The sequence below is a fragment of the Vibrio sp. Vb1729 genome (genome assembly GCF_033338655.1).
In the GTDB taxonomy this organism is placed as follows: Bacteria; Pseudomonadota; Gammaproteobacteria; order Enterobacterales; family Vibrionaceae; genus Vibrio; species Vibrio alginolyticus.
Genome location: NZ_JAWOTB010000044.1, coordinates 25,506 through 46,706, shown reverse-complemented (window position 1 = coordinate 46,706; position 21,201 = coordinate 25,506). Strand labels below are relative to the sequence as shown.

Genomic DNA, 21,201 nt, shown 5'->3' with positions numbered 1-21,201 from the left:
GAAGTCACAAAACAAAAGTTGAACATAAATTATTCACTTTTAGAGTCTTAAAATGCCTATGCTTTCCAATATATAGTGGCGATTAAATGCGCATATTTGCGTAATGTTTCGCTTAGGAATCGATCAGGAAGGGATAGTATGAAAAAAACACTCTCGTTATTCGCTCTAACGTTGTGCTCAACATCAGCTATGGCTGACTCTTGGATTTACGCTGGTGGCCAAATTGGTCAGTCCGATATCGACAGCGAAAATGATACAACCTACGGTATTCATGTTGGTACTGGTATTTTGCCGTTCATTGGCATTGAAGCAGGCTACTTTAACCACGGCAAAGTGGATTTATCTTTGAGTGGCAGCAGGGGTAGTGCTGATTTTGATTCATTCTATTTAGCGGCGAAACCTAGTATCGACTTCGGCCCGTTACACGTTTACGCAAAAGGCGGCATCAATGCATTCAACGTTGATTATGACGGCGGACTTAGAAACTTAGACAAAGATGATGGCGTCTCTTACATGTATGGTGTTGGTGCCGAATACTTCTTGCTTGACAATGTGTCTGTGGGCGCGAGTTATCAAGCGTTTGGCGTGGATATTGAAGGCGATAGCGATACCGTTAGCAGCGTAACAGGGAACATCACCTTCCATTTCTTATAACGCTCGCTGGATGAAAGGTTTGCTGATTTGGTTTCGTCGTTAATTGTGAAACCAAATCATCGCAGGTCTTCTCTATTTGCGCAGTGACTGGCTATGAACTTAAGTATTTCTTGTGCCTTTTCTAGTCTACAACCTACGACAAAATCAATCGTTAGACCTCATAATTTTTGTGTTGATATTATTTCCCCTTCATCTGTCTCGAATTGAGCTTAAAATGCAATAAATCACGACTTTTTGCAAAAATATGTGATTGCTGCTAAAATTCGTTCCGCTTTAAAACTTTAGAGTTCAAATTAATGGAGGGCGGTATTGGAGTTCTTCTCACCTGAGGGGCGTTTCAAATTCACGTTAAATTTGTATTTATGGATAATGCATTTAAAAAATATAGTATTGATACAACCGATTATCAGGTTGGACAGGATAACGTTCAAAAGTGGGGATTCGATATACATAACCCGGTTTTTGGCATTAGTGCGGGGCTCGTTGTTTTCTGTCTGATTTCACTTCTTCTTGTTGAGCCAACCACTGCTCGTGACGTATTAAACGGTCTAAAAAACGGAATTATCGAACAGTTTGATGCGTTTTTTATGTGGTCGACAAACTTCTTCTTATTGTTCGCCGTTGCTCTTCTTTTTTCTCCGCTAGGTAAAATCCGCTTAGGTGGCAAAGAAGCAACGCCGGATCACTCAACCGTTTCTTGGTTGTCGATGCTTTTCGCCGCGGGTATGGGTATTGGTCTTCTGTTCTGGAGTGTGGCTGAGCCGACCGCGTATTTCACTGATTGGTGGGGAATGCCACTTAACGCAGTACCATACACCGAAGAAGCAAAATCCCTCGCGATGGGTGCCACTATGTTCCACTGGGGTGTGCATGGTTGGAGTATTTACGCACTCGTTGCACTAGCATTAGCGTTTTTTGCATTTAACAAAGGTTTACCACTTTCATTGCGCGCGGCGTTCTATCCAATTTTTGGTGACCGTGCATGGGGCTGGTTAGGTCACGTTATTGATATCCTTGCCGTTTTGTCGACGCTATTTGGTCTTGCAACGTCGCTAGGTCTGGGTGCTCAGCAGGCGACCAGTGGTATTAACCATGTCTTTGGTCTAGAAGGCGGCATTGGTACACAAATGATTGTGATCACCTTCGTTACCTTTATCGCGGTGCTATCAGTGATTCGTGGTATTGATGGTGGTGTTAAGCTACTGAGTAACGTCAATATGGTGGTTGCGTTTGCGCTGCTTATTTTCATTACCTTCATCACGTTTGATACGGCGTGGAGCTCGCTACGCGACACAACAATGGCTTACATTGAAAATATTATTCCATTGAGTAACCCTCACGGTCGTGAAGATGAAACTTGGATGCACGGCTGGACGGTATTCTACTGGGCTTGGTGGGTATCTTGGTCACCGTTTGTTGGTATGTTTATCGCGCGTGTGTCTAAAGGTCGTACGGTTCGAGAATTCTTATTCGCAGTCATCGTTATTCCTACAGTTGTTACTTTGACTTGGATGTCTGTGTTTGGTGGTATCGCGCTTGACCAAGTGGTGAATAAAGTTGGTGAGCTAGGTGCAAATGGCCTAACTGATATTTCATTGACTCTGTTCCATGTTTACGATGCGCTTCCGTATAGCTCAGTGATTTCAATGCTTTCTATCGTGCTGATTCTGGTATTCTTTATTACATCGTCAGACTCTGGCTCGCTGGTTATCGATAGTATTACCGCCGGTGGTAAGATTGATGCACCAGTACCGCAACGCATTTTCTGGGCGTGTATTGAAGGTGCAATTGCAGCCGTAATGCTTTGGGTTGGTGGTAAAGAAGCCCTGCAAGCATTGCAATCAGGCGTTGTTGCAACAGGATTACCGTTTACTTTTGTTCTGCTGTTGATGTGCGTCAGTCTGGTGAAAGGGTTAAGAACTGAACTGCCAGCTTACAAATAAATACAACACGATCCATGATTGAGTTTAAATGCCGAGCCTAATGTGCTCGGCATTTTTTATTTCTACTTTTCTTTTCCAATAATTTCGTTACAGTTTAGGCTTATTCCCACCTCATTAAACTGCATTATGTCACTGGCTAAACTCATTCTTATTCGTGGACTTCCGGGTTCAGGTAAAACAACCTTAGCAAAACAACTAGCGATAGAGCTTGGTGCTAAGCATTTTGAAGCTGACATGTATTTTGAAAATGATGAAGGTGATTATCACTTTGAACCGGTTCAATTACCTCAAGCGCATGAGTGGTGTTTTCAGAAAGCTAGAAAGTGGCTGAACAAAGGGAGAGTCGTGATTGTGAGCAATACGTTTGTTCGACATTGGGAGATGAAGCGTTACATGGACTACTGCATGAAGAAGCGCATCGAGGTGGAAATTAAAGTGTGTCACGGAGCGTATCAAAGCATTCATGACGTGCCACCAGCGACGATAGAAAAGATGCGCCGCCAGTGGCAAGAGTGACCGTTACCAGAACCGGAAGTTATTGACCTCGTCCGTCAATCATCACAACGAATGTTTTGCTCATGATTGAAAGGTCCATTGAAATCCAAGAGTAAAACGAACCTAAGCTTAGTGCGTAACTGTGGTCAAACCCAACTTTGCGTCTTACATCTTCAATGCATGCATCATAGCCTTGGTTAACCTGAGCTAAGCCTGTGATACCTGGTAACACGCCATATGTGCGCTCTACAAAATAGGGGATTTCATCTTCCAATTTCTGGTAGAAAGCTGGGCGTTCTGGGCGCGGCCCAATCATCGACATTTCACCTCTCAACACATTAAACAGTTGAGGTAGTTCATCTAAACGCGTTTTGCGTAAAAAGCGTCCTACTGGCGTGATGCGGGGATCATTTTCAGTTGCCCATACTGCGCCAGAGCGTTGCTCTGCATCAATATACATGGTGCGAAACTTCATGATTTGAAAAAGATCCATTTTTTCTGGTGTACAGCGCCCAACACGCAGTTGACGATAGATCACTGGGCCTTTCGATGTGATTTTTATAGCTAGCGCGATAAATGGGAATAGCGGTGCAGTGACGACCAAAATAAGCATTGCAACCAGTACATCAAACGTTCTTTTCGCGTGGCATACATTTGAATCGTAGCGTGAGTTTTTCATGATGCTTTCCTTATTGGTTGACGCGTTTCCAACGTCCATTTTCCATTCCGAGTAAATACTTCATACCGCCGATAAAGTTGGCGAGATGACCAATGACGATGTAGCTAATCAGCTTAAAAGGTTTAATTGTGTTAAGTGCTGGCATCAAGTAAGTGATAAGCGCGATGCTATACATACCAACTTGTGCGGACAGCATTACTTGAAACAGCGGATTGTGTGCCAGTAGTAGTGAGCAAATAAAGCAAACAATCATCAAATAGGGTGTTGCTAAGCGCAGAACCTTTCCCGATAGAAATGCAAAGGCAGTGCCACGATAACGAGGTAGCAGTAATTTCTTTAATTGCATGAGCTGCTGCATGTTACCCGCTGAAATTCTTAGGCGCCGCTTGAAATCTGCGTTGTCTGAGCTCTGTTCTAGTTCAAGAGCCAGCATGTTTGGCTCGTAAATAGCGCTATAGCCTCGCAAAACGATTCTCATAGGGAGAATAAAGTCGTCATTAATGGTGCTAACTTCCAGTGGTTCAAATAAGTGAGTTCTGAAAGTGTAAAACGCACCGTGGGAACCAATCGTTGAACCTAACAAAGATTCTTGGTGCTTTACTCGAGACTGGTATTGCCAATACGCCGCTTCACCTTGGTTATCAGTGCTCATTATTTGATATGTTGCGTTAACCACTCCAACGTTCTCATTTTGATAATGCTGACTAGCTAGCAATAGAGAATCGCAAGAAATCAATGCCGACGTGTCACTCAGTGCGGTAATGTCCGAGCTAACATGACGCATTTCTTCGTTGAGTAGGGCAACTTTACCGCGATTGATTTGGTGATCATTAATAATGAACAGAGTATCAGAGCAGATTGCTTCTTGAATTGTCGCTTGAGCAATCTCGGCTGTGTTATCTGTGCAGCCATCACATGCGATCACTACTCTTAACTTATCCCTTGGGTAATCTAGGCTCGCAAGGTTACGGATCTTCTCTGCTATCCATTGTTCTTCATTGTAGGCGGGCACGATGACAGTAATAGAGGGTAGCTGGCTGTCTGTTTTGGAGGCTTTGTAAGCTCGCTCTACAAATGGTGCTTTGGTTTCGTCTTGCTGTTTTAAAGGAAGCCACTTAAGGAGCAGTGGATACCCAACGTGATGATAGACAATCAAAAACGCGGATAAACCAAACCCTATAATCCAAAGTAAATCATTCATAACTAGCCTCCTTGGCCAAACGTGAGTAGCGACTCACCATGTCTCTGATATCAAAGTGTTTGAGAATAAAAGTTCGAGGAGAATGGTGTGATGATTCCAGTTGCTGTGATAACGCTTCGGCCAACGAAAACACGCGATTTGCTTCAACCAGTGTGCTGTTGTTCGGACAGAGCGTCTCTTTCACGCCGCCAACATCCGTCGCGACGCAAGGAATGTCACATGCTTGAGCCTCGAGGGTTGAGAGAGGAAATCCCTCTTGAAGTGATGGTAAGCAAAACAAGTCTAGGCTTTGGTAAAAGCTGGGCATATCGTCGACCAAGCCTAAAAAGGTTACTCGATCTTCAAGTTTTAACGTTCTAACTTGTGCTTCCAATTGAACTCGCTGAGAACCATCTCCAGCAATGGCTAGGTGTGTGTTTGGCGTAAGATGAGAGAATGCTTCGATAAGCACTTTATGGCCTTTAACTGCTTCTAGACGCCCGGCAACGCCAATCACGATTTTGTCGGTTGGAAGTTCAAACAAGTGTCTTGTTGCCGTTTGGTCACCGCTTTTAAACTTCTGACAGTCAATCCCGTTATGGATAGTACAAATTTTGCGATACTTTAACTTAGTCTGTATTTGATGGGCGACAAAGTTAGCATCCGCAACTACTTGCGGGCGAATCATCGTTAGCAAAAGGGACTGTAGTCGAGCTGATTTTTTGTTATTAAGGTGCCATGCGTCGTGCTCGGTATGAATCACTACAGGTACGTGCGCTAAACGTGCAGCAATACCACCATACAGAAGTGGGCCGATATGATGGGTGTGGACCACGTCAGGCTTAAGTCCTTTGAGCATGGAAGTCAGCGTACTGATGGTTTTTCCGCTGAATCCAGGTTTCTTATTAAGAAAGTGCAGTTGGCCTTGGTAGGGCAATAGTTTTTGCCAGCCTTGTAGTGCATGTTCTTTGCTTCCTTCTAAGCTCACGACAAAAACGGAATGGTTTGGCTGCGCAAAACGAAGCATTTCTAGTACGAGCGTTTCTAAACCACCAGGAGCTAAGTGTTGCACGACGTGTAATATCACTTTTTTGCTGTGCTTAGTGTTATTGTGTTTTTGTCTGAATTCCATTTTCAAACCCTCGTTGAGTTCTTTGTTTATTTAGGAGTTGCAGACTGCGTGCCAAAAAATTAATCATTTAAAAACAATAGGTTAATATTGATGTTTATGAGACTTTATGTTTATTCTCAATTTGAGATTCATATTAGTGGACATGCTATGAGGCTGTATAAGGCAGTAGTAAAAGAAAAGCACTCGCCGACCGAGTGCTTGTAAATGAGTTCTTATGGCGGTTAGTTTCCGTACACTACGTTAGGTAAAGTGGTGATGACAGGAACACCAAGGTGTTTTTCTAATGCTCTTTTAGAGCGGATAGAGTTATCGGCTAACTCTAGTATCGTCGCTAATCCAATGCCTAAACCAGCGCCACCAATAAATCCTAAAATGACAAATACAAAACTAGGTAAGTTAGTTGGGATCGTTGGCGTGAACGGTTCATCAATGATTTTTACGCGCTTATTCTCTTCAAATTCTCCCAAAGAACCCGTTAGTTGGGCCATCTCATAGCGTTCGACGAGTTCATCATACATTTCTCTCTTCACTGCGACGTCACGAGCTAAGCGGTTGATTTCTGTCGCTGTGCTCCCAAATTGGTGCGCATTTCGCTCTAATTCTTGGATCATGTCTCGCAAGCTGTTGGTTTCTTCCGTAAGTGCTTCAAAACGTCCGCGCATCATTTGTAATTGATGTAGTTGGGAGACAAGTAGAGGCTGTGCTTCGCCAAGACTGTTTACTGTGGTATTGCTCGCGATATCCCATAGTTGAGCACTGTTTAGTTCTGGTTGTTTAGAGTTCAAGAGTACCGAGCGTTCCTGCTCCAACCGGTTTAATTCTCGCAACTTACCTTGCACTAAACTATGCGCCTCTGTGTATTTAGCGCGAAGCAGGGTAAGTTCACTACGAATGTCGATGATTTGCTCTTCCAGTTTACCGATAACCGGGTTCGTTTTGGATAGTTGTTGATCCAAACTGCCTAGACTTCGTGAAACACCAGCAAGCTCCGCCTCCTTTTCGGCTAACGTTTGTTTGAGGCTAGCAAGGCGAGTAAGGCTTTGAGCTTGCATTTCGGGCGTCGCGTCTGAGTAAGTATTTTTATATTCTGCAAAGGCTTGTTCAGCCTTGTCTAGTTCTTCCCTGCGTTTGTTGATATGGATAGTCAAAAAATGGCTCGAATCTTTAATCGAAGAACGCTCAGGAGCCAAAAGCTGTTCGACAAAATGCTCTCTGACAGACAGCAGCATCGACTCCATTCCTTCTGATTTACCACTTTGCAATTGAATTTGAATGAAGTCTTTACCGAGTGGCTGAACAGACAGGCGCGACGCGAGATCTTTTATGATGAACTCTTGCTCTTTTGCACTCATCTCGTCATTGATCAGCGATTGTTCTTTTGCGACTGAATACAAAACGTGTCGGCTTTTTAGCAGAGTACTGAGTGCGCTCAATCGGTCTTTCAGCATTGTTGAGACGGCAAGGTCTTGAAGGAACGGGTTCATTTTCGCTGTCTCTTGAATAAGCATGCTGGTATGAGCAACATAAGTCGTCGGAACCAGTTTACTTACGATGAAACCCAGCACCGGCAAGACAAGCATAGGAATAACGATCATGTAGCGACGTCTCCAAGCTCCATGTAACAGTACGCTGAGGTTTTCTCTTAAATCGTTCATAGCGCCCTCACTAATTTATCAACTTGGTTGGCTCTTGCTTCCCAGCTTTGCTGTTGAACATATTGCTTTGAGTTTGCCGGGGGTGGGATCAGGTGATCGAGACTGGCGCATACATCTTCGACATTTTGAACTATGTGGAGCATATGCTTGTACGGCATTAATGCAGGAAACGACGTGCTAATAACGGGGGTTCCTGTTGCCAAGTACTCAAGAAGTTTAAGCGGATTACACGCTTTGATTTGAGCGTTATCAACAAAGGGCAACCAACTGGCATCCCAGTGTTGAGAGTAACGTGGCAGAGTGTGATGCGCTCTCGGGCCCAGGTAGTATATGTTGCTTCTTTGTGGAAGTGGATTGTCACTGAACTCGTTGGGGCCGATGAACACGAGATCCCAGTCAGGCGCTTGGTCTGCGACTTGGGCAATTAAGTCGTAGTCTAACCATTCAGACAAACTACCATAAAAGCCCAGCACTTTGCGGCCGTTGTCAGGCAAGTCTTTGGCCTTCGGTGCTGGCTCAGAAAACAGACTAACGTTGACACCATGAGGCAAAGTGACGGTTTTATGTGATGGAAACTTGGTGGAGAGTGTTTCGCTTGCCGTAAAGATAACGTTGGCCGCATTAACAAGAGTACGTTCGTGCTTTGTTACCGTGTCGTGGTCAACACCAGCTAAAGCGCTAAAGTCATCGCCACAATAGTAAATCAGTCCACGTGGGTTCATTTCTGCACAAACATCGGCAGCAGTCGGGAGCGACGTCCAAAATACAGGCTTATCAAAACCAAGAGCTTGTAATTGTTTGTTGAGTTGGTGTTTCATCATCTTAGCGGCCACTTTTCTTGCTAATGCAGAATTAGGGGCAGGAATGGTGAGCAAGTTGATGATGTGAATGTTTGGGTTTGTTTCAGAGTCCAATGTTGGCTTGTGTGAGCCTACGTTATGAAATACACGAGTGAGTTTGTTTAACGCACGCTGTATGTCTTTAGAATCCAGCTTAGGTTGACGAAGGCCAATGGAGTTCACCCAAAGGATGCGATGGTTCGCTGCTAGTCGCTTGACAATATGCTGAGTGGAAGAGGGTAACCCACCAAAATCTTCTCCAAATACTACGATGTCCGTCATGTGGCTCTCCTTGAGTCTTGGTTATTTGATTACTAATTAAGTGAGTAATCACAATGCGTGCCAAGGAATTAGCCATTTTAAAACAGTGAGTTATGGGTTTTGTTTATGTTTGAAACTAGGATTTCTCATTTTGACAGTCACTTTGAACAATTCGGCTAACGACAACTGTTAATGCCGCTAGAATGTAAATTGGCCAGGTGAAACCTTGAGTCAGAAAAGTGCCTGATACGATGGTACCGATAAGCCCACTTAACACGGCGTTTGCTCCTACAGAGAGGGTGTAATCTGATTTTGGTGTCAACAATGAGATGGAATGCAAAGAGGTGCGGATCAATGACACAATTAAAGTAATGAACACCGCGAGCCCGACAAAACCCGTTTCTGCTAACACGCCAAACCAAGTGCTATGGACGGCGTGGTTGATACCATCCCAGTGTGGGCTGTAGAAATAGTAATTAAAGTAGAAGTTATCTAGACCTACGCCAGTCAACGGGTGATGCAGCGCCATTTTAAATGCCGCTTCCCACGCATAAAGTCGCCCCATCGCAGAGGCATCTATACCATCCTCAGCGGCTCCCCCCGATTCTCGTCCTGAAATACCAGCGAATGCGTAGAGTACGATCGCTGCGATAGCGCCTAATACCAAGACTAATGTTTTGCTTTTGATGTGTTTAAAAGCAAAGTAGGCAAATACAGACAGTGAACCTAGTAACCCCCCGCGGCTCTGCGTCTCAATGATCGCAAAGAACAAAACCAAACAGGTGATAAGGGCAAAGAGCCTGAGATGCTTGGGGGAATGCTTCTCCATCAATTGACTAACGGTAAAGGCAAGGGGAAACATCAGCACTAGTGCCAAATCGTTAGGATCGCCAAGTACTGAACCTATGGATCGTCCTATCGACACGCGCGTCCCTTCAACCAAATCAATGCCATTCGCAGCGTTTTGTAATGCCACTAAGCCAATCAATAATCCGGCGAAAATAATTGCTTTTGACATCTGTGCGAGCTGTGAAGGTTTAGTAATAAGCCAGGTGATGGCCAACGTCATAATGATGATTTTCCAATAGGTGTTTTTGAACACCGTTATTGCGATATCACGACTGGAAGCGAATATGATTCCGATGATCACCAGACCCCAAAATATACACAGCCACTTTAATGAAGGGTGCCAAAAAGCTGTAATCTGGCGGCTTATAAGAAGGTGAAAAGCGAGTGCGGCGAGTGCCCCCAATGATAACAGTAATGGGATCTTGAAGTTATAGATAACAGGAAAGGCTTCGTGAATACGAAAGAATGAAAAAATAACGAACAGTGTGACAAGCCAAAACGTTTGATTGAGAACAAACAGTAACGCGAGTGGTGCGAAACACAACGCAACAATCAAAATGGGATGAGGCATAACAATCCAAAGCAGGCCGATACAGACTGTAATCGTCAGTGCTGCGATGGACTGTTTTGTTCTCACCTTGGTTTCATTCATAACGAGTATCTCTTCACCTGTCCACGCCGTTTCACTATGTATCGAGTGAGAGCATTGAGCGTCTCTTTACTCATGTAGCGAGTGGCTATCCCTGCCAGCAAACTGCATGTCAAAATGCAAATTGCGATGGCGATTCCTATTGATTGTGAAGAGTGAAGCAGGAACAGTGCCACACCGGATATAATCTGTAATAAAACCATCAGACTGAGGTGAAAAGGCAACGTCATACATTGTTGGCCTACTACATAAGTCAGGCCCAACTTACACAGTTGTGCGTAATAAAGCGCAATGAACACCCCATAAATACCCAGAGAAGATAAGCCAAACAGCAAAGCAATCGCAACGCACGCAGAGACGACATTTATACCCAGTAGCCAGCGAGTACGACGCTTGTACAAAATGGAGATGTTAATCAACTCACTCCATTCTTTTAACATGGCGATAGGTAGCAAGAATAAGCTGAATAGTACCGCCTCATGATAGGTTTCTGGCAGTAAGTAGGTGATCATCACCATTGCTAATGTGCCGACCACTACACTCAAACCTGTAATGTAAATCATACCTAAGTGTGTGATGCGCACTGCTTCAGTGCACTTGCGCCCTTCTAAGTAGTTAAATCGACGTGGCATCCACCACATGCCAAACGGCTGCACTAAAATACACATGCCCACTGCAAATTTTACCGCTATCGCGTAAATCCCTAACGTCGCAAGAGAAGTGTTGGCACCAATGAACCAGCGTTCAGCGCCATTGAGACAAAATGCTACTAAACCGGCCATCATCATTGGTAGGCAGTAGTTTAGGTATTGTTTTGCCAATGTCAGCTTAGGAAGGGTGACATTGTAACGGTTAACGATGTGCAGCCAAACAAATTGAGTAATAGCAGCCAACAAGCCCCCCCACAAAACAGAAATAACATGGGGATGAACAGACAGCGCCGCGACGATAAAAATGACCTGAAAAATGGTGGTAGTGACCATGACGTTAAGCAGTGTTCTTGCTTTGTCGTCTTGTGTTCTTAACCAGGCAGTGCCGATTGCAATACTGCCTTCTAGAACGATGGCAAACATAACAATAGCAAATTCGACTCGCGTAAAAGGCGCGGGAATGGGGGCGATTAAAATGATAGTGAGCAAGCTAAGAGCGACGACGCCAGCGATGAGTAAAGCAAGTGAGTACAGCTGGTTTAGTAGGCTTGTGCGCGTATTTTGATCCTTTTCAACGCCGACGAATCGATAAAGCGCTTCATGCAAAGCGAAACTGACAAACAAGGTCGTAACAACACCAAAGGTTGTTAGAAGCTCAAGCTTGCCCATTTGTTCTGGTGAGAGAAAGTGGGGCAATACAGGCAGCATGATTAGGCTGATGCTTTTATTGATCACTAAGGCGATAGCAAATAGCGTCATGTTGGTCATTGCTTTAGACATGATCATATCCTTTGATGTCTCGCGGTGTCTTGAGTGTGCAATCATTGTTGGTAGCAATTTCGGCAGCAAGGTGCTGGGCGATTGGCAAATAACAACGTTCGGCTGTGTATAGTTGAGAAACATTAAGTGCTTCGATACCCATCGTTACTTTCATCCACGGCGATTCATTCAAAAGGCGAATTGCGTTGTGTAGCGAAGCCACATTGTTAGGCGTGTATTTAATACAATTTCGGCCGTGAGTTAACACGCGGTCCCAATAACTATCATCATGTGGAATGACGACACACATACCTGCAGCGAGAGCCTCCAAAATAGATAACCCAAAAGGTTCGTTGATACTGGTGGAAACAAACACACCACACTGTGAACGCAATTCATCTAAGTTGTTTGGGCACTCATGCCATTCAACACCTTGTGTGTTGAAGTCCGGTGTTGAATATTCCACACCTGCCACGTTAGGTTTGATGTAACACACGGTGGATTTGATCTTTTTCGACTCATCAAGTGTTAAAGCATCAAGCAAAAGATCGATGTTCTTCCATTTTAGTAAGCTAGCTGCCCAGAAAACGCGGCTTGAAATCGGATTCGCTTGTTTTGGCCAGCGATCTTTCGATAATCCATTAACAAACGTAGATGTATTCAAACCACACCAATAGCGTTCGGTGGCTGGCTTCTCTGTTTTGAGGTAGGCCTGTAATGCTTCTACCATTGATTCGCGGGTGTTTGCCAAGTAGTAAATTGCCGATGCTTTTACTAAGCAGTAGCCAGCAGATCTCGATCGTCCAATAGGGCCATGAACCATCTGTACCACAGGCTTTTTGCTAATTAATCGTAGTAAGTACAAAGGCATATCATTACTTGGGCAAGATAGGCCCAAAAAGCTATCTATTTTTGGCAGCTTCATGCACGCGTAGAGAAGTTGGAGAAAGTAGTAAGCGTTCATCAACCAGTAGGTCAGTCCATGAGTCGAGTTAAATGGTGATGGTTTTATTTTTATAACTTGCACACGCGGTGTATCACTAAGCAGTGACGCCCAATGCTCTGGATTTGTAGTGAGTAGATAACCAATCACGTTCAGCTTATCGCACTGCTTAAGGAGCTCTGCATTCGCGATTTTGGATCCACCTTGCATTGGGATGGCGTCGAACATCAATACACGTTTCATGACCGGGCTCCTCAATTGATGCTCAACCAGCGTGAAAGAGGCTTCATGCAGTGAGTCATTGGCATTGGTGTAATGGCGTTGTTATTAAGTTCACCTTCGTAAATACGTTCAATAGCGTTGATAGATGCAGTCGTCGTTAAGTTCTGGCTAGCATGTAGGTAAGCGTTTTCCGCCAGCTTGTTTCTTAATGCCGCGTCTTGCATGACTTGTTGAATCGCGTTTAACAGGCTCGCCATTCCACTGTTCTGGTACAGCAATGCAGAGTGATTATGCTCGAACAACTCAGGAATGCCTCCCGTTTTAGGAGCCACGATAGGCAGTTGAGCTAAAGCCGCTTCCCCGAGCACGAGACCAAAGGCCTCTTCATAGGCGCCGCTAATAAAAGCGTCTGCATTACCACACATCCACTCTCCGGCATTGTGTTGCTCCCCGACAAAGTGCACTCGCTCTTGGATACCAAGATCCGCGGCAAGCTGTTGCAATGCTTCTCTTTCTTCGCCGTCACCAACAATAACAAGGTGAGGGTTGTTGTGGTGGTAGTTGTGCATGCGCATTGCGCGAATAAGGCGGTCGAACCCTTTGCGCTTAATCAGCGAACCCACCGACAGAAAGGTAAAGGCCTGTGATGGGATTCCGAGGCGATCTTTAATGTCGATGGGTGTATCCACGCCTTGAAGTGACACGCCGTTGTGTACGACATGAAGTTGGTTTTGTGGGTAGCCGTCCTGAAGAATTTCGCGTCCAACATCTTTGCTAACGCAAATCAATTTTGGAGAGAGGTGAAGTCCGAGAGAGAAGCGATCGCGCAATGTATAATGGCAATGAAGTTGCGTGACAAGTGGTATATGATTCATGCGAGCAGCCAAACACATCCATTGACAAGGGCCGCCGCTATTGACGTGTACCAAGTCGATGTTGTGCTTTTCGATCAATGCTGAGCCTTGTTTGATAAGGATATTCCACCCGCTAATATCCCAGCGTGGAGCGCTCCAACCACCAACCAAATTGAAGGATGAATGTTCCGCTTCAATTCCGAGCGAATGGCACTTATCGATTAATGGTTGGCAGTTTGACCATACGAATGGCTCAAACTTATTGCGGTCGATTCCTGAAATGAGATCCAGAAGCACCACTTCACTGCCGCGAATCCAATTATCACCATAATGAACATATAGAATGCGTTTTGGCGTAGTCATAAGTCACCTCTGTCTCATCATTAATCTGCGTTAACTGCTGAGCTGCAATAGAGATGCCAAAATATGCCATTAGTTTATATGATTGAATCTTATATGATATTTATGTTTGGAACTCATCATTCTCATATTGAGAACCAATATGGATTAGTGATCCGTTTCAATTTGATATTTTTGTAGCAATACGGGAATCACACTTTGCGCTGAGAAATCATCAATGATGGTTTGTCGAGCATTCTGGCGAATGAGTGATTGTTGCGCTTCACCAATCGACATCCAGTCATGAAGACATTTAGCAAGAGAGGGAATGTCTTCGACGATAAAACCATTTTTACCCGTTTGGATAATATCTGGAAGACGACCTACACGTAAGCTCATCACGGCAATGCCTCTCGACATGGCTTCAAGCGCCGCCATTGGAAGACCCTCATAACGAGAAGAGATAATAAGTACGCTGATATTTTCCCAAACACCTTCCATATCGGTTTGATGGCCGAAGAAAGTCACATTTGAAGGGGCAGTTTGATTAAGCGACTCTTTTTCTGGGCCATCACCGTACACACTAAACTGTAATGTTGGACAGACCCTCGCTACCTCAATAAATTGATCGGCGCCTTTTTCCTGACTCAATCGGCCGACAAAAGCGATTTCCTGATAGTTGAGTTGACTGTTGGGAATCGAAACAAAGTTATTCAGCAGTTCTGAAGAACAAAAAACTTTGCGCTGAATACTTGGACTGACAGCAAAGCAATGGTCAGATAGGCTGCCTGAGCTTCTATCAAGCCAATCGTATAGCCATAGCTTCCCTGAGGACGATTCACCAGCATGATAAGTTGAAATCAAACGAGGAAACGTTCGGGTGAGCAGTTTGGCGCAGCGCGACAAAATCGACGCTTTATAACCATGGGAGTGAACCACTGAGGGTTGGTGATTGGCGACGGCGCTTGTTAGGTGCTTAATTTTTAAAGCTTTATTGGGCTCGCCAGACAAATAGTTTAAGTAACTCACAGGGATCGCGGCTTCTTTTGCCTTCTGTACAATCTGAGCGGCTGGCGAATACTCAGTGGTTAGCACAACTCGAGCTTTGTTTCCAAAGGCGATTAATCCCCGAGCTAGCTCGATAACGTGACTTTCAATGCCGCCGAATAGACGGCTATCAAGCAAGATCCAAATTTCACCAATGGCAGGTTTATCAAGATTGTTCGAGATTAATTTCATCCGCTTCCCACGCTTGTTTTTTTCGGTAAACCGTAGATGGGCTTAACTCCAGCATGACAGCGGCGTTGAGGACGTTGCCATCACAGTACGCGATTGCGTTTTGAATTGCTTCACGCTCTACTTGCCACATAGGACGAATGGTTCCATCAGCGTTAAAGTACGGTGAGGTAGCAGCAGAGGACGGTGTACCAGGCAGCTCCGCTGCGGTAATCGACGGTTCGACCGCAGAAGGTGAAAGTTCCTCAGTATAAACAGGTGGTGGTGTGATTGGTGCAATGTTTGTTGACTCTTGAGCAACATGCGCAGGCGTCGTTGTTTTCGTCACTTTAGACTTTTTAGTAAGTTGAGCGGGTAGGTGGCTCACCGTGACTTTTTCGTCGTTATTAAGCACCACAATGTTACGTATGATGTTTTGTAGTTGCCTTACATTACCCGGCCATTCGTAATGCTTGATGATATGTTGAGCTTCACTGTCGATTGTTGAGAATTTCTTTTTGTCCTGTTTGGCGTAAGTGGTCAAGAAGTGCTTGGCAAGCGTGACGATGTCACTTCCTCGTTCACGTAATGGGGGCATATCGATAGGTATAACGTGCACACGGTAGTATAAGTCTTCACGAAAACGACCTTCTTCTACTTCTGTTAATGGATCTCGGTTAGTGGCACAAATGATTCTCACATCCACTTTCATTTCTCGAGTGCCACCAAGAGGGGTGTAAGTGCCCGTTTGTAGAAAGCGGAGCAACTTCTTTTGCATCTCAAGTTCCATTTCACACAGCTCATCAAGAAAAAGCGTGCCACCATGTGCCAGCGTCGCCGCACCTTTTCGATCTGTTGTTGCTCCAGTAAAAGCCCCTTTAACGTGACCAAAAATCTCACTTTCCATCAAATCTCGTGGAATAGCCCCACAGTTAATTGCAATAAAAGGCTTGTCTTTACGGTCACTCTGGCGGTGGACGGCTTCAGCACAAACTTCTTTACCTGTGCCGCTTTCTCCCACAATAAACACACTGGCAGAAGTTGGCGCAACAGCATCAATGGTCTTGTATACCGCCTGCATCGGGAGGCTTGAACCGATGAATCCGTGATAGTTGTGGCGATCAAACTTGGACTGAATATTTTCCACCAAATCTTCCAATTTGGCGCGTTTAAGGTGCAATGCAACTGACGTTTTTAGGCGATCAGCGTTTATGGGCTTTTCTAAGAAATCTTCCGCACCTTTTTGAATTAGATTAACGGCTAAGTCGACGCTGCCGTGCGCCGTAGCAATAATAACGGACGTAGGAATGTCATTCTGGTTGATCCAATCCAGCACGTCTTCGCCAGACATGTCGGGCAGTTTCAAATCGAGAATGATGAGTTGAGGTTTGCTTCTTTCAATAAATTGAATCGCTTCGCGACCTGTCTCGACATGAAAAATGTCATAAGGTTCGTCTTTCACATACTGCTTATAAAGTATGGCTAGTGAAGTAGAGTCCTCTACCAGTAACACCCTTGGTCTCATAGTCCCATCCCAACGTAGTTTGTTTCATTTTTTATGATTTTTGTCAGCACTACTATTTGGCGTTATGAGTGGTTTATTGCTCTCTAGTGCTGAAAATTCTCAATTTGAGAAAAGCGTTATTTAAGTATTAGCACAAGGTAGGAAATTTGCGAAAAATCCATACTTTTTAATTGATTAAGTTATGCCCAAATAATTTCAAGGTGTGTGGCTTGGCGAGGGGGACTGAATTTGGAGCCTAAATTTCTGAGATGATGTCGGCATCGCGCTTTATCAAACGCGATGCTTCGCTAGGGAGTAAGACACTGATACTACTCAAACCCTTGAGCTTTTCGCTTTTCTAACGCATCAAACGATTCATTGGCGAGTTGAGGAAGTGTTTCACAAAGCTCCAATGCTTTTGGTATTTTTCCTTCGACACAGTACTTCTCAATCATTCTTGCTTGTCTTGAAAGCGTTCGATTGCCTAAAGCGAGAGCAGAACTGCCCAGTGTGTGAACCTCGAACTCTAATGTTTGAAGGTCTTCTGTGCTTAATGCTTGCTCTATTTTCTCCATGCGATCGCGTGACTCTTCGACATAGTGATCAATCAAGGTAGGGATGATTTCGGCGCACGTATCTTTGATCATTTGCTGAAGAATATGCTCATCCACTAATTCTTGCTCGATAGTCAATGTATTATTTATCGTCATAATAGCGCTCCCTATAACATAAACAGTTCGCTTTTTTTAATTTGCTGAGACAGTTTTTCTTTCCACTTTTTTGGTAAGAAACGCAGCTTGGAAACTTGGCGGATTAACTCATCTTTCAGGCTTGGAGTGTGCTTCATGTTCAGTACAGAACCAATCAAGTTCGCATCGCTAGCATCGAGTAGCTTTTTGGCTTGCTCGAGCTGGGTTGCAGTCGTAGAGCCATAATGCGCTACTAACAAAGTAGCATCACATACGCCAGCAATCACTTGAGGCGCAATATTGCTTCGGTTGACACTAAGAAGTGGTGATGTATCTATCACGACGCGCTCGTACTGCGTTAACCATTGTGCAATGTTTTGTTTCAGCGTTGTTGGGTCTCGGTACGCTAACTGAGTACTGGCGAGAGATGGAGCAGGGAGGCCGACTAAAGTTTGGTGTGTATTCTCTCGTGTGATCAAATGGCCAACCTTCTCGTCATCATCAAATTCGTGAACAGTGTGATAAGCGGGTTTGAATAAGTTAAGGTCTACATACAAAGTATTGTGGCCTGCTAAAACCAAGCGCTCTGCAAGAGATGACGCCACGGAAGTGACACCATCTTCAGATTTACAACCCACAACACAAATCGTTTTGTGGCCTTTCTGTTCACTCTGAAGATAAATTTGCTCAATCTCAGCGTGAGTTGCAGGAATAGTCATTACAACGCTCCTATTAACACGATGGTTGTGGTGATTTGTAAAATATCTCTTAATCCGGCCCTCGCTTTTTCAACAAAGCTTTCGTCTTTATGGGGAATGTAAATCGTGTCGCCTGCGCGAATGACTGGCAGCTCATAAATGTTGGCTGTTTTACTAAAGTTCACCAAATCAAATGTTCGGGCTTGGCCCTGGCAGCAAGACATATTGACCACACTGATCTTTTCAAGGTAGGCATTGTCAGTTGGTCCTCCTGCTTCCGCTAACAGATCAAGCACAGTCATGTTGTCATTGAATACGTATCGCCCTGGGTCTCTTACTTCACCTAATACGCGTACCGTGGACTCTTTTGAACGATCTAACCAGTTTTTGTTTTTTTCTGGAATGTAAATGGTATCACCAGGACGAACGTGGGGCAGAATTGATTCATCGCCTGTTTCAAAGTACATCGATAAATTCAATTTACTCACTTTGGCATAACCTAGGCCTCGGTGTGTGACACGGATGTTGTGAATATCTGCATCCATTGTCGGTCCATCGGCGGCAGACAAAATATCCAGAAAATGCATATCTTCAGTGAAACGATAGCGCCCAGGTGCATTGATTTGCCCGAAAACGTATATCGATGCGTCAGAGCTTTGGCTTACCCATTGCGATTTATTATCGGATGGGTCGTCAGGCAATGCATGTACCCTTACGACTGTACCAGCGGAAACTTGAGGTAGGCTTGATGTTGGTGAGCCATCCAGAATGTATTGGTCTAAGTCAAATTGTGTCATTTGACCGTTATTGGCGACTTCAATTTTGGTGGTATCAGCTCGTCGAGTTGGGCCTCCAACGTGTGCAAGCAGATCAATCAAATCCATTTCGTCTGACCACTCGATGCGTCCAGGGCGAACAACTTCTCCCATCACTGCGACCGCTCGACTAGGTGCTACTTTTAACCAAGACTTCTCATTGAAATCGGTTTTCTCCGGCACGAAAATCGCGTCTCCTGGTCCAACATTTGGTGGTCTGGCTGAAGATAGTCCTTCTGTATGCGCGGTAAGATCGAATTTGATGACTTTGCCATCGGCTTTTATAACGCGAATTTGGCGAGATTCTGCGTAGCGAGTGGGCCCGCCAGCGTTGGCGAGGATATCCATGAAGCTAGCGCCTTGCTTGCCTTCGTATGCCCCTGGATGGGCGACTTCACCCATCACGTAAACCACATTTGCACCTGCTTTGATTTCTTCTTCCTGTTTTGGGACAAAGATGGTGGCACCTGGCAGGATCTCCGGCAGTAGGCTTTGGTCTCCAGTATCAAGGTACTTTTTCAGGTTAAACATGGTTGGGTTATTGTTTGTTATCACGCGAATTTGCTCAACACTGGCATATCGTGTCACGCCGCCAGCTCGCATTACGACATCAACTAGCGTGGTGTTTGGCTTGTATGAGAACGAGCCAGGTGCGTTGACTTCACCAAAGACTTTGATTGCACGAGCGGAATCTGCGCTGTCACCTGAATTCGCGAGTTTTGCTGCATCAAACTCTTGCTCAATATTCCCTACGAGTGGGGAAGCGGGGACAAATAAGACATCCAGTGATTCTAGTTTTGGCAGCTGGCTATTGTCCCCCGTATCAAGGAAGCGTTTGTAGTCAAATTCAATGTTTTTATTTCCACGTTTCACGATCATTTTATCAAGCTGAGCCCCAGCGCGCAGGCCGCCAGCTTCGTACACAAACATTTGAATGTTGGACCCAGAAGGTAAGGTATATTCACCGGGTTTGACCACGTAGCCTTGAACGGACACTAACAACTGTTGCTGTTTAATAAAAACTCGAGCGTTGTTAACGTCACGATACACGGTCTTTAGCCTGTCGATAATCACGTCTTGGAGTTGTTGTTCATTGTAGCCGGCCACTAATACAGGGCCGACTTCTGGTAAATTAATTCGTCCACGACGATCAACCTGAAACCCTTGGTTTAACGACGCCTCTCCAGGTAAGTTAATCTGTATTAAATCACCGACCTTAACAGTATTGCTCTCATCCGCTATGGAAGAAGGTACCCACGCGACCAGACACAACAACATTAAGAGGATAAATGGTTTCATCGTGTTCATAGCGCGCCTCCTGCTGTTGGGTTGCGGTTTATTGAGGTATCGCTATCTGAATTAGGGCTAATAACCTCGATGCTTACTCGACGATTAGTTAAACGCACGGCGGATGTTTCACCTTCATAGAGTGGCAGGTTATCTCCGACAGATTTGGTAGTGACTCTCTCTGAAGTGATACCAAATACGGTTAGGTAACGCTTTACTTGTTCCGCACGCGCTTGAGCAAGTTTCTGGTTGTAATCGGGTGTTCCAGTTGCATCCGCATGCCCCGTTACTACAAGAGATAGGTTGGGGTGGTCACGTAAAATGTAGGCTGCTTCTGCCAAATGTCCCATGTACTTCGGGTTGATTTCTGCTGAATCGACAGCAAACTGGTTGTCGATATTAAGTAGTGCATAGATATCCGAGACTATGTTTAGGTCGCTACGTAGTGCTTCAATATCATCGGGCGGTGTGCAAGTGGTTTGGCTCAGTACGTAGTCGAGTTGTTGTTCGAGCTGGTTTAAGCGTCGACGCTGAATCACAAGGTCGTTGGCAGCGTCGAGTAAAAGCCCACCTTCTAACTCGCGCGCAATTCTATTTTGTTTTTCAAGGGCCTGAACAACTGCCGCAGGAAAACACCAGCGCGCGCCCTCTTGGATTAGTGCGTCTAGATGTAACTTGGTCAATTGCCAATCAAACCTTAACCCATGTTCTGGACCTAAAGGCTCGTCAGGCATTACTGGGGAAAACTGATAATTCTCGATCGAGATATCTTGATAGCTTTCCGCCAAGCCACCTTTCCCGTGTTCTGGGTAGTCAAACGACGAACAACCAAACATGCCGACAACAAGACCGCTTACTGCATATCGTCGTAAAAGATTTACCATGCCAAC

General features: G+C 44.9%; 18 protein-coding genes. 3 read left to right on the top strand and 15 right to left on the bottom strand.

The window, feature by feature from the left end:
- Positions 1-138 precede the first annotated feature (138 nt).
- The 3 genes from R7E29_RS16975 (at position 139) to R7E29_RS16965 (ending at position 3,113) form a co-directional block, all read left to right on the top strand.
- Entirely contained in the window at positions 139-654 is a 516-nt protein-coding gene (locus R7E29_RS16975) for an outer membrane beta-barrel protein (protein WP_005377661.1), read from the top strand.
- A gap of 362 nt (positions 655-1,016) precedes the next feature.
- Positions 1,017-2,597: a BCCT family transporter gene (locus R7E29_RS16970; RefSeq protein ID WP_054579965.1), complete on the top strand. Its 1,581-nt coding sequence runs from the start codon at positions 1,017-1,019 to the stop codon at positions 2,595-2,597.
- A 126-nt stretch (positions 2,598-2,723) separates the two neighbouring features.
- Positions 2,724-3,113, top strand: a complete 390-nt coding sequence (locus tag R7E29_RS16965; protein ID WP_054579474.1) for an ATP-binding protein — start codon at positions 2,724-2,726, stop codon at positions 3,111-3,113.
- A 19-nt stretch (positions 3,114-3,132) separates the two neighbouring features.
- Here the strand turns inward: R7E29_RS16965 and R7E29_RS16960 are convergent, their stop codons facing one another.
- From R7E29_RS16960 to R7E29_RS16890, 15 genes are all read right to left on the bottom strand, one after another.
- The gene (locus tag R7E29_RS16960; RefSeq protein WP_054576904.1) at positions 3,133-3,771 is read right to left on the bottom strand and encodes a sugar transferase; all 639 of its coding nucleotides are present in this window, start codon (positions 3,769-3,771) and stop codon (positions 3,133-3,135) included.
- Between the two features lie 10 nt (positions 3,772-3,781).
- Entirely contained in the window at positions 3,782-4,972 is a 1,191-nt protein-coding gene (locus tag R7E29_RS16955) for a glycosyltransferase family 2 protein (RefSeq protein WP_213906448.1), read from the bottom strand.
- The gene (locus tag R7E29_RS16950) at positions 4,965-6,083 is read right to left on the bottom strand and encodes a glycosyltransferase (RefSeq protein WP_054730656.1); all 1,119 of its coding nucleotides are present in this window, start codon (positions 6,081-6,083) and stop codon (positions 4,965-4,967) included. The genes R7E29_RS16955 and R7E29_RS16950 overlap by 8 nt, the downstream gene beginning before the upstream one ends.
- 221 nt (positions 6,084-6,304) lie before the next feature.
- Positions 6,305-7,738 (bottom strand): GumC family protein, encoded by a 1,434-nt coding sequence (locus R7E29_RS16945; protein ID WP_005377649.1) that lies wholly within the window; start codon positions 7,736-7,738, stop codon positions 6,305-6,307.
- Entirely contained in the window at positions 7,735-8,859 is a 1,125-nt protein-coding gene (locus R7E29_RS16940) for a glycosyltransferase (protein WP_054730653.1), read from the bottom strand. Before R7E29_RS16940 ends, R7E29_RS16945 begins: the two co-directional genes overlap by 4 nt.
- 115 nt (positions 8,860-8,974) lie before the next feature.
- The gene (locus R7E29_RS16935; protein ID WP_005377645.1) at positions 8,975-10,339 is read right to left on the bottom strand and encodes an O-antigen ligase family protein; all 1,365 of its coding nucleotides are present in this window, start codon (positions 10,337-10,339) and stop codon (positions 8,975-8,977) included.
- Complete coding sequence (locus tag R7E29_RS16930; protein WP_213906447.1) at positions 10,336-11,766, bottom strand: lipopolysaccharide biosynthesis protein; 1,431 nt, start codon at positions 11,764-11,766, stop codon at positions 10,336-10,338. Before R7E29_RS16930 ends, R7E29_RS16935 begins: the two co-directional genes overlap by 4 nt.
- Positions 11,759-12,931 (bottom strand): glycosyltransferase, encoded by a 1,173-nt coding sequence (locus R7E29_RS16925; protein WP_017634933.1) that lies wholly within the window; start codon positions 12,929-12,931, stop codon positions 11,759-11,761. The genes R7E29_RS16930 and R7E29_RS16925 overlap by 8 nt, the downstream gene beginning before the upstream one ends.
- A gap of 11 nt (positions 12,932-12,942) precedes the next feature.
- Positions 12,943-14,127 carry a glycosyltransferase gene (locus R7E29_RS16920; RefSeq protein WP_213906445.1) on the bottom strand — a complete coding sequence of 395 codons (1,185 nt, stop codon included), beginning with the start codon at positions 14,125-14,127 and terminating at the stop codon, positions 12,943-12,945.
- A 144-nt stretch (positions 14,128-14,271) separates the two neighbouring features.
- On the bottom strand, positions 14,272-15,342 hold the full coding sequence (locus R7E29_RS16915) for a glycosyltransferase family 4 protein (RefSeq protein WP_137281981.1): 1,071 nt from the start codon (positions 15,340-15,342) through the stop codon (positions 14,272-14,274).
- Entirely contained in the window at positions 15,317-16,843 is a 1,527-nt protein-coding gene (locus tag R7E29_RS16910; RefSeq protein ID WP_065274521.1) for a sigma-54-dependent transcriptional regulator, read from the bottom strand. The genes R7E29_RS16915 and R7E29_RS16910 overlap by 26 nt, the downstream gene beginning before the upstream one ends.
- Before the next feature lie 308 nt (positions 16,844-17,151).
- Positions 17,152-17,532 carry an Hpt domain-containing protein gene (locus R7E29_RS16905; protein WP_154204600.1) on the bottom strand — a complete coding sequence of 127 codons (381 nt, stop codon included), beginning with the start codon at positions 17,530-17,532 and terminating at the stop codon, positions 17,152-17,154.
- Positions 17,533-17,543: 11 nt separating this feature from the next.
- The gene (locus R7E29_RS16900) at positions 17,544-18,230 is read right to left on the bottom strand and encodes an AAA family ATPase (RefSeq protein WP_005377635.1); all 687 of its coding nucleotides are present in this window, start codon (positions 18,228-18,230) and stop codon (positions 17,544-17,546) included.
- Positions 18,230-20,332, bottom strand: a complete 2,103-nt coding sequence (locus R7E29_RS16895; protein WP_017820662.1) for an SLBB domain-containing protein — start codon at positions 20,330-20,332, stop codon at positions 18,230-18,232. The genes R7E29_RS16900 and R7E29_RS16895 overlap by 1 nt, the downstream gene beginning before the upstream one ends.
- Positions 20,329-21,195, bottom strand: a complete 867-nt coding sequence (locus tag R7E29_RS16890) for an OmpA family protein (protein WP_017634930.1) — start codon at positions 21,193-21,195, stop codon at positions 20,329-20,331. The genes R7E29_RS16895 and R7E29_RS16890 overlap by 4 nt, the downstream gene beginning before the upstream one ends.
- Positions 21,196-21,201: the final 6 nt, after the last annotated feature.